Annotated in this window: 12 protein-coding genes; 7 read left to right on the top strand and 5 right to left on the bottom strand. The window is 40.8% G+C overall.

All coding sequences use genetic code 11. The features are described 5' to 3' along the window. Position 1 precedes the first annotated feature (1 nt). Positions 2–955 carry a sugar kinase gene (locus O7C57_RS13050; RefSeq protein ID WP_154624567.1) on the bottom strand — a complete coding sequence of 318 codons (954 nt, stop codon included), beginning with the start codon at positions 953–955 and terminating at the stop codon, positions 2–4. 239 nt (positions 956–1194) lie between these two features. Here O7C57_RS13050 and kdgR point away from each other — a divergent pair, with 239 nt between their 5' ends. Next, the gene (gene kdgR, locus O7C57_RS13045) at positions 1195–1980 is read left to right on the top strand and encodes a DNA-binding transcriptional regulator KdgR (protein WP_154624568.1); all 786 of its coding nucleotides are present in this window, start codon (positions 1195–1197) and stop codon (positions 1978–1980) included. Positions 1981–2189: 209 nt separating this feature from the next. Further along, a complete protein-coding gene (locus O7C57_RS13040) occupies positions 2190–2543 on the top strand; it encodes a hypothetical protein (RefSeq protein WP_269723215.1) in 354 nt (117 codons plus the stop codon). 32 nt (positions 2544–2575) lie between these two features. Here O7C57_RS13040 and O7C57_RS13035 read toward each other — a convergent pair whose 3' ends face one another. Next, positions 2576–3526: a chitinase gene (locus tag O7C57_RS13035; protein ID WP_269723214.1), complete on the bottom strand. Its 951-nt coding sequence runs from the start codon at positions 3524–3526 to the stop codon at positions 2576–2578. A 310-nt stretch (positions 3527–3836) separates the two neighbouring features. Next, positions 3837–5879, bottom strand: a complete 2043-nt coding sequence (locus O7C57_RS13030) for a choline transporter (protein ID WP_154624571.1) — start codon at positions 5877–5879, stop codon at positions 3837–3839. A 210-nt stretch (positions 5880–6089) separates the two neighbouring features. On the opposite strand from O7C57_RS13030, the gene betI reads away from it, so the two are divergent. The 3 genes from betI to betA are packed head-to-tail and all read left to right on the top strand — an operon-like array spanning position 6090 to position 9901. Next, positions 6090–6686: a transcriptional regulator BetI gene (gene betI, locus O7C57_RS13025; RefSeq protein ID WP_154624572.1), complete on the top strand. Its 597-nt coding sequence runs from the start codon at positions 6090–6092 to the stop codon at positions 6684–6686. A gap of 29 nt (positions 6687–6715) precedes the next feature. Beyond that, positions 6716–8194, top strand: coding sequence for a betaine-aldehyde dehydrogenase (betB, locus tag O7C57_RS13020; RefSeq protein WP_196712977.1), 1479 nt, complete (start codon positions 6716–6718; stop codon positions 8192–8194). 39 nt (positions 8195–8233) lie between these two features. Continuing rightward, a complete protein-coding gene (gene betA / locus O7C57_RS13015) occupies positions 8234–9901 on the top strand; it encodes a choline dehydrogenase (protein WP_269723213.1) in 1668 nt (555 codons plus the stop codon). Between the two features lie 337 nt (positions 9902–10238). On the opposite strand, the gene cutA is transcribed toward betA, so the two are convergent. Beyond that, the gene (gene cutA, locus O7C57_RS13010; RefSeq protein ID WP_154624575.1) at positions 10239–10586 is read right to left on the bottom strand and encodes a divalent-cation tolerance protein CutA; all 348 of its coding nucleotides are present in this window, start codon (positions 10584–10586) and stop codon (positions 10239–10241) included. Between the two features lie 688 nt (positions 10587–11274). Between cutA and O7C57_RS13005 the strand changes: the two genes are divergently transcribed. Further along, the gene (locus tag O7C57_RS13005) at positions 11275–12747 is read left to right on the top strand and encodes an anion permease (protein WP_163862302.1); all 1473 of its coding nucleotides are present in this window, start codon (positions 11275–11277) and stop codon (positions 12745–12747) included. 84 nt (positions 12748–12831) lie between these two features. On the opposite strand, the gene O7C57_RS13000 is transcribed toward O7C57_RS13005, so the two are convergent. Continuing rightward, the gene (locus tag O7C57_RS13000; RefSeq protein WP_154622931.1) at positions 12832–13047 is read right to left on the bottom strand and encodes a 3-oxoacyl-ACP synthase; all 216 of its coding nucleotides are present in this window, start codon (positions 13045–13047) and stop codon (positions 12832–12834) included. Between the two features lie 308 nt (positions 13048–13355). Here O7C57_RS13000 and O7C57_RS12995 point away from each other — a divergent pair, with 308 nt between their 5' ends. Beyond that, positions 13356–14228: a DMT family transporter gene (locus tag O7C57_RS12995; protein ID WP_154622930.1), complete on the top strand. Its 873-nt coding sequence runs from the start codon at positions 13356–13358 to the stop codon at positions 14226–14228. The last annotated feature ends 72 nt before the right edge of the window (positions 14229–14300 follow it).

Genomic DNA, 14300 nt, shown 5'->3' with positions numbered 1-14300 from the left:
TTTAGATCCCTTTGATATTGTTTAGCTCTATGATGGGCATCGCTTCACGCGGAATAATGGCACCTCGGTGTTGGATCACGGTTCCTGCAAGTAAATGGCCTGTGCGAGCCGCTTCTTCAGGTGAGCCACCCAGAATTCGACAGGCAAGATAACCAGCGCTGAAAGAATCACCAGCAGCGGTGGTATCAATGACTTGCGCCACTTTATTCGCGGCGACTTCGAATTGTTGGTCGTGAATAATGATATAGCAGGGTTTTGCTCCGCGTTTAATAATGATCTCTTCAACGCCATGCTGCTGTGCACGTGCAATTGATTGGCTTTCTTGCTGATCACCATACAGCAGTTGCTCATCATCAAAAGTTAAAAATGCGATATCAGTCAGCGATAACATCTGTTGGTAGGCTTGCTGTGCCGCCTCGACAGAAGGCCATAATGCCGGACGGTAATTATTGTCAAAAATGACCTTAGCGCCTGACTGGCGAGCTGTTGCTAACAGTGTAAACAGCAATTGGCGAGCGGCTTCAGGTAAAATAGCTAAGCTGATGCCACTTAAATAGAGATATTGTTGTTGATTCAGTAATTGTTGGGTGCGCTCGGCGGTTTGCGCATTTAACCAAAATTTCGCTGCTGAGTTATCACGCCAATAAAAAAAACGGCGCTCACCCTCTTCTGAAGTTTCAATTAAATACATACCGGGGAGGTGTTTTTCGGCGATCAGCACATGGTCTGTATTGATCCCTTCAGCTTGCCAGCTTTCTAACATTTGTTGGCTAAAGGGATCTTGACCCAGTCCCGTTAAATAGCGAGTGATAACACCTTGTTTATGGGTTAAACGTGCAAGATAGAGAGCGCTATTTAGCGTGTCCCCACCAAAAGTTTGCTTAAATAATTCCCCTGATTTTTGTAACTCAACCATACATTCGCCAATCACGGCAACTTGCAAAGCTGTAGCCATTTTTACCACCTATCGTTTTTATTTTTTATCACTCAATTGAGTAAAACCTCATTAGCTAACAGCATTAAAACCTATTTTTTAGACAAGTTCAAATAAAAATGAAACGCCGTTTTAAAAATATCGAATCAGCGTTCTTGTTTTTCATGAAAGTGATCTTTATGCTGTTGAGTAAACATAAAATCGGCACATCAAACCATCTGATATGGTTATCATATTGGTTTGAATAAATAGGAAGGTGAATGGTGGATAAGGTCACGCAAACGGATGCCGTTTCGTCAGTAGTAAAAGTATTCAGTATTCTCAATGCATTAGGAGAACAAAAAGAGATAGGCGTGTCTGAGCTTTCACAACGACTGCTGATGTCAAAAGCCACCACCTATCGTTTCTTGCAAACCATGAAACAATTAGGCTATGTGGCGCAGGAAGGGGAGGCGGATAAATATTCATTGACGCTTAAACTATTCGAATTAGGTGCTAAATCTTTAGAGTATGTTGATTTAATTGAAATTGCTGATAAAGAAATGCAGCATATTGGTCAATTAACACATGAAGCTGTGCATCTTGGTGCTTTCGATGATAACGCCATTATTTATATTCATAAAATTGATTCTAGCTATAACTTGCGTATGTATTCGCGGGTCGGGCGGCGTAACCCATTGTATTGTACCGCTATCGGCAAAGTACTTTTAGCTTGGCAAGATGAAGCCACGGTAAACAGCATTTTAGAGAATGTGGAGTTTGTGAAAAAAACGGAGACGACGATCCTCAGTAGCGAACAATTTATGCGAGAGCTTGCTGAAGTGCGTAAGCTGCATTATGCACAGGACAGAGAAGAGCAAGAGCTGGGGCTACGTTGCATCGCAGTGCCTGTTTATGACCGTTTAGGCCATGTGATTGCTGGGCTATCAATATCTTTTCCTACCATTCGCTTTGATGAACAGCAATTGGAATATTATATTCGTTTGCTAAAGGTTGCTGGACGTCATATTTCAGAAAAAATGGGCTATCACGATTATCCGTTATAGTAGGGGGTTAAACCTGTAATTCTTCACTAAGCTGTATATGAGTGAATATTTAACATTTAAATTTAACCAAATCAATCGTTTGAAATTTGGTTAAATGATCACTTTTTTGCAGATAAAAAGGGCAGTCACACAAGTTTTGGCTGATAAAACTCGCCATTTCATTCGTCATATCTATAATTTTGGCATTATTTTGTGATTAAAATATGATTATGCTTAAAAATTTATTGATATTTAGCCTATTTATTATCCCTATCCAAGCCATAGCAATGGATTATACCTTCACAGAAAAAGCGCCTGCTGACCGTGTATATAATGAAGATTATCAAGGTATTGATATTATCAAGCAGCAACAAGGTTTCATTTTTGATCCGAAAAAGAAAGTGGCTGAAGAGGATCGCCGCTATGAAGACTTACTGGCTCAAAAACAACAAAGTGACGAGTGGGATAGTTGGAATAATGGTGTCTGTCATCATGCTTTCGCCACGATGGGATGCCCGGGGGAGCCAGCCTGGTTGCATGACCCGCAACAACTGAAGCACATGATTGAACAAGCGAAGAAATAAGGCGAGGCAATGTATCGCCTCACCTTGGCCCGTTATTTCAGTGCGTTAGTAAAGCGTTCCGTGTATTCAAAATCTTTGGTTTGCTCAGGGTTGCCTGAATTAGAGGCTGATGCGAATTCGCCGACGCCGACCCTATCGCGGGTTAAGCTCCACATTGAAATTAAGTTCACGCCATTGGTTTTCGCAAAATTACTTAATGTATTGATATCATTAAAATTAAACATGGATCTATCATCATTAAGACCAATCATTGGAGTGACTTGTACTAAATCATACAGCTCTGCATCTGTTAGTGTTGGGTAGTAGGTTTTTAATTGACCTTTTAGGCTGGTTGCCACATCTGCGGCGGCCTGCCCCATATTTTTATCAGTTCCTTGACCATAATCCATCGCCATACCATTCACTTTCATTTTTAAACCTGCATTAACAGATTTTTGTACTAGCGCTAACCCTTTTTCGACAAGGCCATAAGGCATCACCGGTAACGTTAGGCTCAAGGTGATATCAGGGTTATTTTTTACTGTGGTTGATAGCGCGGTGAAGGTTTTATCGGCATCGTATAAATCATTTTCAAAATCAAAATCTAGCTGCGAGGCGCCAAGAATATCAATGACTTCTTGGTAGGTTGCAATCAGTTGGTTAACAGTTTGCCTTGCAGAGACATCATAGTTAGCCGCACCTCCGAACGACACAATCACTTTGATATTGGCTTCAATTAACGCATCACAAAATGGTTTAGCCCAAGAGATAGGCATACTGGAGTATGCTCCCCATGCGGCATTATTATTAGGATCCGCAGTTAAAAAAGCCAAGTACACACCATCAACGCTGTGACTTATCGCGGCTTGGCTATATTTAGGGTTTGGTTTGCCGTTAGGAGCAAGTGGGTCGTTCCAAATAGCATCAACGGTAACATCGAAATAAGGTGCAAATAGTGTCTTATTCATCATCATTTCTCTTTTAGTCGGGGGAATTTTAACCATCTGGCATCGCGCCATTAATGATCAAAATACGCGATCTTTATTGGTTAAATGATGAACAGATTAATGACTTGTCATGAAATTTATTTCAAAAACAGGCATGTTATTGTTATTTAAAAAGGGGCCTAATTGGCCCCTTGAGGTGGTTGGCAAAGCGGGATAAAAGCCTGGTTTTTCCCGCGTTGTGTTATCAGCCGAAAATCAATAAATTGATTTTCCTCGTTTGTTTTCAAAACCTATTCGACTTGCCGCCAAACATAATAGGTTTGTCAGCAGTCTGAAGGGGACTCATTGCCCCCTTGCAGTAAAACGCTTAATTAGTTTCAGGGAAGGTCAATGTTGCCCCTGGAGCTTCTCTACTTAAGTGAATGAAATTCAGATGTTTTTCGTATTGATCTAAAATGTCACTGATCACCTGTTCTTTGGTGTAATCCATTAAGTCATTGCCTTGTGTTCCCTCCCAAAGGAAGGTCTCTAAGCGATAGTAATGAGATTTTCCAGAACGAGCTCGGTAAGTAAAGCCCGGCACAGAGTAACGCTGAGGCCAAATTTGATAAATAAAGTTCTGCTCTTCGGCCAGATCAACGACAAGTTCTAAGTGATTTAAACGTTCATCGCCAACGGGGGGAAGGCTATTAAATTCAACGTTAGCACCACGTAGCGATAACTCTTTTGCTACTTCTTGCATTGCGGGTGTACAGACTAAATCCAACATACGCTGTGTATAGGTGGTACCTGGGAAGTTCATCACACGACCTAATCGCTGTTTCCAGTTTAATTTTCCGTTACCGTATAACGGGGCTGGTGCATTGGTCGTCAGTGAACTTACTCGTCTGAAATCTTCCACTTTAAGTGACTTATACAGCCCAGCCATAATAAAGAAAATAACAAAACTGAAAGGTAAACCCATAATGACGGTTGTGTTTTGTAACGCCGCCACGCCATCGGTCATTAACATCCCTAAGGTTAATAAACCAATTGCGACAGACCAAAAGATACGTAACCAGTTCGGCGCGTCATTGTTGATATCGCTTAAGTTTGACGTGAAATTACCAAGGACTAATGAGCCTGAGTCCGCGGAGGTCACATAAAAGAGTAAGCCTGTGATTGTCGCAACGGAAGCGGTTAAACCAAAACCTGGGTAAAGTTCAAGCAGTGAATAGAATCCTTTTTCAGGCGCCGCTAGAACGGTTTCAGCAAGTGCTTTATTGCCATGAATGATTTCGTATAACGCACTGTTACCGAAAATAGATAACCAGAGAAGGGTAAACACAAAAGGGATAATCAGTGTGCCAATGACAAATTGGCGAATGGTTCTTCCTCGTGAAATACGCGCAAGAAACAAACCAACAAATGGCGACCATGCGACCCACCAAGCCCAGAAGAATAAGGTCCAGCTATTCATCCAATCCGTTGGGCGGTCAAAGGCAAAGCTATTGAGCGTCATCCCCATAAAGCGATTAATGTAATCACCGACATTAAGGACTAGCGCATTGAGTAAGAACTCAGTATCACCAACAAACAAAATGAATAAGATCAAACCTAATGCGAGCAATACATTAAGTTCCGATAAAATACGGATCCCCTTATTGACCCCAGAAGTGGCTGAAATCACGGCCATGATGACGGAGAGCAAGATTAATCCCCCCTGAACACCAAGCCCTTGCGGGAGGTCAAACAGGACTTTTAAACCATAATTGAGCTGAACAACACCAATACCGAGTGTGGTTGCAATGCCAAAAATAGTACCAATAACCGCGGCGACATCGACGGTATGACCGATAGGCCCATAAATACGTTTACCAAAAATCGGATAAAGTGCAGAACGGATGGTTAACGGTAAATTGTAGCGGTAGCTAAAGTAACCAAGCGCAATTCCCATTAATGCATACATAGACCAGCCCGTCAGGCCATAGTGGAAGAGAGTCCACACCATCGACTGACGAGCTGCTTCTAATGTTTCCCCTTCGCCTGTAGGTGGCAGCATATACTGTGTCACGGGTTCGGCGACGGAGAAAAACATCAGGTCGATACCGATTCCGGCAGCAAACAGCATGGCAGACCAACTGAGTACACTAAATTCAGGTTTCGATTGCTCTGGACCTAATTTGATATTACCAAAACGAGAAGTCGCTACGAATATCACAAAGACAATATACAGCGTTGCGGCTAATAGATAATACCAACCAAACGTTTTTGATACCCATCCAAGGGTGGCAACGATCCACTGATTGGCCGTTTCTGTCATGAGTATGGTGAAAAATGAAAATGCTAGTATTAAACCAGCAGAAGTGAAAAAAACCACAGAGTTTAATTTGTCTTTCTGCTGATTTTTTGGACTATTTTGAATTGTCATCGGCAGTTTCCACAATTTTATTTATTCGAAAGTTAAAAGTTACATTCTTTGCTAATTTGTTGAATTAAAAGCAAAGAGTTGAATTTTTACGCCTATCCTCTCCTTATGTTTGTAAAGTAATTGTGATAAAATATAGTTAATATTGATTGAATGTTCAATTAAAAAAAAGTTTAATAAATAGGTTCACTGTATTTTTTGGGTTAAGAAATCATGCCGAAAATAGGAATGCAATCGATACGTAAGCAGCAGTTAATTCAAGCCACACTTGATGTAATTAATGAAGTCGGTATGCAAGAGGCGAGTATCGCTTTAATTGCCCGAAAGGCGGGGGTATCAACCGGCATTATTAGTCATTACTTTCGTGATAAAAACGGTCTGCTAGAGGCGACAATGCGCCATATACAGTACCAACTAGGCGTTGCTGTTGCGATGCGTTTAAGACTGTTGAGTCATGCTCAGCCAAAGCAGCGTATTCAAGCCATCGTTGAAGGTAATTTTGATTCTTCACAAATAAGTGAAGCGGCGATGAAAACATGGCTGGCATTTTGGGCAAGTAGCATGCATCAACCGAGTTTAAATCGGTTACAGCAAGTGAATGATAGACGGCTGTATTCCAATCTCAGTTATGAATTTTCGCGTGTACTTGATAAACAATCTGCACGCATGGCTGCTAAAGGATTAGCGGCATTGATCGATGGGTTATGGTTGCGTAGTGCCTTGAGCAATGAGGCTTTTCCCCTGCAAGATGCTTTAACCATTACGAATGAATATATCGATATGCAATTTACTCGGCATAAGGATAGCTAAGCCAACCGTTTTAACAGAAAGGAGATATTATGCACCAACCACAATTACATAAACTTTATATTCATGGTGGTTATGTGGATAGCTCACAACCTGAATGTGGGCAGTTTGATGCAATGAATCCAGCGAATGGTGAAGTGATCGCATGTTTACAATCTGCAACGCGTGAAGACATTGATTGGGCTGTGGAAAGTGCCAAACAAGGGCAAAAAGTATGGGCAGCGATGACGGCAATGGAGCGTTCTCGTATTTTGCGCCGTGCTGTTGATATTTTACGTGAGCGCAATGACGAATTGGCACACTTGGAAACGTTGGATACCGGTAAACCATTATCTGAAACACGCTATGTGGATATTGTCACGGGTGCTGATGTTTTAGAGTACTATGCAGGCTTGATCCCCGCGTTAGAAGGAGAGCAAATTCCTTTACGTGAGAGCGCATTCGTCTATACACGCCGCGAGCCACTTGGAGTTGTTGCTGGGATTGGTGCGTGGAACTATCCAATTCAAATCGCACTTTGGAAATCTGCACCCGCTTTGGCGGCAGGTAATGCCATGGTATTTAAGCCAAGTGAAGTCACATCGCTGACCGCACTAAAACTGGCTGAAATTTATACGGAAGCCGGACTGCCAGCAGGCGTTTTTAACGTTGTGACGGGCGCTGGTGCGGATGTGGGTCAATGGCTAACAGAACACCCAGGGATTGCAAAAATATCCTTCACCGGTGGCGTTGCGACAGGCAAAAAAGTGATGGCAAATGCTTCGGGTTCGACATTAAAAGATGTCACGATGGAACTTGGTGGCAAGTCACCGCTTATTATTTTTGATGATGCTGATCTGGATAACGCAGCAGATATTGCCATGATGGCCAATTTCTATAGTTCAGGCCAAGTTTGTACTAACGGCACTCGAGTTTTTGTGCCAGAAAGCTTAAAAGCACAATTTGAAGAGAAAATTCAACAACGTGTGGCGCGCATCAAAATAGGTTCACCGCTCGATGAGACAACTAACTTTGGTCCATTGGTGAGTTTTCCACATATGGAAAATGTATTGCGCTATATCGAAATAGGCAAACAGCAGGGCGCTAAATTACTTTGTGGTGGTGAGCGTTTGACTGAAGGAGCATTTGCTCAAGGCGCTTATGTGCTGCCAACCGTCTTTACTGATTGTTCTGATGATATGCAAATCACCCAAGAAGAGATTTTTGGTCCTGTGATGAGTATTTTGAGTTATCAGTCGGAAGATGAAGTTATCGAACGTGCAAACCATACGTTATATGGCTTAGCCGCAGGGCTTGTCACTCGTGATATCTCACGAGCGCATCGAGTCATCCATCAATTAGAAGCGGGTATCTGTTGGATAAATACTTGGGGGGAATCACCAGCACAAATGCCTGTTGGGGGCTATAAGCACTCAGGGGTGGGTCGTGAAAATGGCCTAGTAACACTCCAAAATTATACTCAAATAAAATCAATACAAGTCGAACTTGGGGAGTTTGCCTCGGTATTTTAATCGCTTATTTTAAATTTGACTGAAACAGAGGAGATAACAATGGTCTATGACTACATTATTATCGGTGCTGGTTCAGCCGGTAACGTTCTTGCTACCCGCCTGACAGAAGATTCTGATGTTACTGTGCTGCTCCTTGAAGCTGGAGGACCGGACTACAGGTTCGATTTTCGTACACAAATGCCAGCGGCTTTAGCCTATCCATTACAAGGTCGACGTTATAATTGGGCCTATGAAACTGATCCTGAACCGCATATGAATAATCGCCGTATGGAGTGCGGACGAGGAAAAGGATTAGGAGGCTCATCACTGATCAATGGCATGTGCTATATCCGTGGTAATGCATTAGATTTTGATGGGTGGGCTCAAGCACCAGGCTTAGAAGATTGGCGTTATCTCAATTGTTTGCCCTATTTCCGCAAAGCAGAAACGCGTGATATAGGGGCTAATGATTATCATGGTGGCGATGGCCCCGTGAGTGTGACGACACCGAAAAATGGCAATAACGTGTTGTTTCATGCCATGGTTGAGGCCGGTGTTCAAGCGGGTTATCCGCGAACTGATGACCTGAATGGCTATCAACAAGAGGGCTTTGGCCCTATGGATAGAACAGTAACGCCAAAAGGGCGTCGTGCGAGTACGGCTCGTGGTTATCTGGATCAAGCCAGAAAACGTCCTAATTTAACTATTATCACGCATGCTACGACAGATATTATTGAATTTGAAGACAAAAAAGCAGTCGGTGTGAAGTTTTATCAAGGGAATAATAAAACGGTCGTTCAGGCAAAAGCACGTAAGGAGGTCCTATTATGTGCTGGGGCGATAGCTTCACCTCAAATTTTGCAACGTTCGGGGGTTGGGCCTGAAGATGTTCTGCAAGAGTTTAATATTCCTGCTGTACATGTCTTACCGGGAGTAGGGCAAAATTTACAAGATCATCTGGAAATGTATTTGCAGTATGAATGTAAGCAGCCTGTATCTCTCTATCCAGCATTAAAGTGGTATAACCAACCCGCAATTGGTGCTGAATGGTTATTTAAAGGTACGGGGATTGGTGCCAGTAACCAATTTGAAGCTGGCGGATTTATTCGTACCAGCGATAAATTTGCGTGGCCAAATATTCAATTTCACTTCTTACCTGTAGCCATTAACTATAACGGCAGTAATGCTGTAAATGTGCATGGCTTCCAAGCACACGTTGGGTCGATGCGTTCACCTAGCCGTGGTCGTGTAAGATTAAAATCCACGGATCCTTATCAGCACCCTAGTATTTTGTTCAACTACATGTCCAGTGAACAGGATTGGGAAGAGTTCCGCGCAGCCATTCGTATTACACGTGAAATTATGGCACAGCCAGCACTGGATCCTTATCGAGGTAAAGAAATTAGCCCTGGTAAGCATATCCAAACGGATGAAGAGCTGGATGCATTTGTGCGTGAACGTGCTGAAACAGCATTTCATCCCTGCGGTTCATGCAAGATGGGATATGATGAAATGGCCGTTGTTGACGGTGCAGGTCGGGTTCATGGACTCGAAAATCTCAGGGTAATTGATGCATCAATTATGCCGCTGATTATCACGGGTAATTTGAATGCAACAACCATCATGATAGCTGAAAAGATGGCGGATAAAATCCGTGGTCGTGAGCCGTTACCTGCGAGCCAAGCAGACTACTATGTTGCAGGTGATACGCCTGTACGCCAAATTTAATCATCATTCATTTTATTTTCGCCCCCGATTTATTGGGGGTTTCTTGTTTTATTGAACAGTAAAAATAAGCGTATATCACAGTAGGTGAAGTTACTTATTTAACTCCGTTAATTTTCAAGTGACCCCTCTTTAAATGAGGGTCTTTTTTATACTTTTATTGATATGTTTTAATAGGATAAAAAAGCCCTCCTAAAAGAGGGCAAATAAATCGAAAACGAGAACTTCTGTATAACATTAATTTTTTACTTACCAGAGCTGACCAGTTGTTTACCCTTAGATAATGAGAGATGTGATTGAAATATTGAGAGCTTACTCACTATTTAGGATGATTATTGGTTCATTTTACCGCTTTTATTAACCACTCTAGATAACGGCTATCGATTTTATCTAAATCTAGGCTAATCAACTCTGGGGTTTCGTATGGGTGAATTTCCTTGATGGCAGCGAATAATTCAGGCTGATTTTTATGCGTAGATTTAATGAATAACATTATTTCTTTATCTTGTTCGATCGTGTTTTTCCATTGATATATCGATGTTATCTCGGGTAGCAAAGAGACACATGCCGCTAACCGTTTATCTAATAATTGCTGAGCAATTTTGATGGCATTGTTTTGGCTATTCGTCGTGCATAAAATAATACAAGGCTGTTGTTCTTTATCATAACTAACATCATTTTTTGTCATTTATATTTCCTCAGAGTCGTGAGTTTATTTGGAGTATATTCATGATTAAGGTTAGATTAAATAGCCATACAGGGTATGAAATTCAATCAACAGATAATTGTAGTGCAGAGAGTAATAGTTTCATACCTTAATTATCATGATGGTAAGAGAAACAAAATTATGAAAGAGAAAATAGGTACAAAGAGATTATTATTTGAACACTATAGTAAATGAAGATTGAAGTCTTTTATTTAATGTGATTATTGCATAATAAAAGCTGTTTATATTAATAATTCGATTCAGCCTTCATTTTTGTTAATTTTAATATAAATTAGTCTGGTTTTTTGTATATTGTGGTGTTTCACTTTCATATTGCTTTAATAATTAAGCCGATATTCTTTATGAGGGAAAATGAATTTAAAGATTAGGGAGGATCTTATAAATGGCTATCTTCAATCATCTCATTTTCTCAATTAGGAATATGTTAATTCTATGATAATTACTTGTTAATTGTTAACAATATTTTTTGTAATCATGAATTACATTCTGTTACTAAATTAAAATCGTTTCTTATATGTAAAACTAAGTAACTCAATGATAACGATCAAAGTCTGGCAGAGATATTTCGCTAACATGTTTACAAAGATAGAAAATATATGACTAGAAAAAATTTTATTTCCATTTTTAAAACTCGTATGGATATCCTGATATGAATAAACTGACCCCTCTAAAACCGATACCTACATTGATTGCAGTTGCAATCACACTCATTATTTGGTTCCTTATCCCCGTACCGGAAGGCGTTAATCCGAATGCTTGGCATTTATTAGCGCTATTTGTTGGTACGATTGCCGCTATTATTGGTAAAGCACTACCAATTGGTGGTGTGTCTATTATTGCTATCGCGTTAGTCGCCGTGACGGGAGTGACTAATCCGAATTCAACAAAGGCTGCGATTGCAGATGCATTAAGTGGTTTTTCTAATGACCTGATTTGGCTAATTGGTATTTCAATCATGGTCTCTATGAGCCTAAATAAAACCGGATTAGGCGCTAGAATTGGTTATTATGTTATTTCATTGTTTGGTAAAAAAACGTTGGGGATAGCTTATTCACTTGCCATTGCTGAGACAGTACTTGCTCCTGTAACGCCAAGTAATACTGCTCGAGGAGGGGGAATCATTCACCCGATTATGCGCTCAATTGCTGATAGCTTTGGCTCTAAAGCGGATGATGGTACTTCTGGGAAAATAGGTCGTTACCTCTCGTTAGTGAACTACAATATTAACCCTATTACTTCTGCAATGTTTATTACCGCGACAGCACCAAACCCACTCATTGTCAGTTTGATCGTCAGTGAAGCAGGGGGAGCGAATGAATTAACATGGTCAATGTGGGCTATTGCTGCATTTGCGCCCGCTTTAGTTTCATTAATTTTGATGCCTTTAGTCATCTATTTCATGTATAAACCTGAAATCACTTCAACACCCGATGCGCCTAACTTTGCCAAAGAGCGTTTACAGCAATTAGGCCCTATTTCATTACCTGAAGTTATTACACTCGGGGTATTCGTATTATTACTGTTAATGTGGGCTGGGGTACCGGCAATGTTATTTGGCCCAAGCTACAGTGTTAATGCGACAACAGCGGCATTTATTGGGTTAGGTATTTTACTCTCAACTGGCGTAATAAATTGGGATGATGTATTAAAAAATAAAGGCGCTTGGGATACCGTCGTCTGGTTTGCTGCTTTAGTGATGATGGCGAGCTTCCTTGGTAAATTAGGGCTGATTAAATGGATGTCTGTCTCAGTGGGAACTTCGATTGATAATATGGGACTGAGCTGGGCGTCGGGAGCCTTAATACTTGTTCTAATTTATGTTTATTCGCACTATTTCTTTGCAAGTACAACAGCGCATATTACCGCGATGTTTGGTGCTTTCTTTGCTGCTGGATTAGCACTTGGCGCACCTCCAATGTTACTTGGATTAACATTGGCATTCTCATCTTCGTTAATGATGTCATTAACGCATTATGGTACAGGGACGGCGCCGATTATTTTTGGTTCAGGTTATGTAACATTAGGTGAATGGTGGAAAGCCGGTTTTGTGATGAGTGTTGTTAACCTAATTATTTGGATCGGCTTAGGTAGCGTTTGGTGGAAATTCTTAGGTTATTGGTGATTAATTAAATGAATTAGTTTGGTCATTTTGAAGAGACCCCCAGTAGTTGAACCACTAATTACTGGGGGCTTTTTTATAATACAATTACAGCAAATAATTAATCAGTAATATTAACAGGGCACTGACTAAACAAGCTGTCAACATAATGCTTGACCAACTGATGTTGAATGATGAATCCCTTGTGTTTTTCCATAATAAACTGATTTCCGCAGGATACGCATATTTACGAGCCTGAATAGCACGCTTAATATTCTGAACGGCCGCAGGATCGGTATCCGCGTTTTTAGGAATATTCCTCATATTGACCCGCCTTTTCAAATATAGTTTTGATCACGTCTTGGCATAAAACTGAAGATATTATGTCATGCTTAAAAAGGAGAAAAATTGACGGATTAAAGAGCTGATTTCCTCATTTACGAAATGAAAAACAGGAAATAGAGGAGATGGCAACGAAAAAAGCAAACTTCGGTGAGACGAGTCATTTATAAAGAGGAAATTTTGTTGCTATAAAGGTCTTATTTGATTGTGAATATAAAATATCGATTGGCATAAAACATATAGGCAGTATGATTATCACTAATAAACATAATCAATAGGTAAAATAAATTATGCAGCCACAAAGAAAAGCGGAAGTGTTCTTAGTGCTGACTACCTTTATTGCTGCATGGGGATGGGTATTTTCCCGTGAGTCCGTGCAAGGTATGCCAATCTTTGCTTTTCTCGGAAGCCGTTTTTTACTTGCAGCGGTTATTCTCTTACCTTTTTGCCTAGGTAAACGAAATCGAATTCAATTACAGCAAATTCCGAGCATTTTAATGACCGGAGGATGGATGGCTCTTAACCTCGTCTTATGGATTTATGCGGTAGCGACAACCGATTCATTAGGTGAGGGGGCATTTATTATGAGTTTAGCGATGCTGTTTGTGCCATTAGTCGGATGGGTTTTGTTAAAAATTCGTCCTACACGTTACTTTTGGCAAGCACTACCTGTGGCAGTCTTAGGTCTTGCCTGTTTGACCCTATTTAAAGGGCAAATCCAATTTAAAAGTAGTCAACTTTGGTTTTTAGCCGCAGCAATCGTACAAGCAATTTACTTTTGTTATACCAGTGTTTATGCCCGCAGTGTGCCTATTTTACCGCTAACGACCATTCAATTAGCTTGTACAGGTATCGTTGGGCTAATGTTGTCTTTCTTTTTAGAAGAGTGGCCTACAACGATAGCCACATCGACCTTAATGTGGTTTATCGCAAGTGTGGTGATCGCAACGAGTTTACGATTTATTTTGCAGTTAATTGGACAAAAAAATACGACTGCTGCAAATGCTGCGATCATTATGATACTCGAGCCTGTTATGACGGTATTTGTTGCCGCTATTTGGTATCATGAGAGAATGCCTGCCATCCAAATTTTAGGCTGTATTCTTATTTTAAGCGCATTGTTTTATTATCGATGGCGCTCTTTTCGCTTATTATCGAAATAAGACGGCAATGAAAAATAGCCTTTATACTAGAGATTTTTTAATCTAAAGCAGCTATTATTATTCACATGTAAA

It is taken from the genome of Providencia sp. 21OH12SH02B-Prov (genome assembly GCF_027362595.1).
Lineage (GTDB): Bacteria > Pseudomonadota > Gammaproteobacteria > Enterobacterales > Enterobacteriaceae > Providencia > Providencia zhejiangensis.
This window is presented reverse-complemented; position numbering and strand designations above follow the sequence as displayed.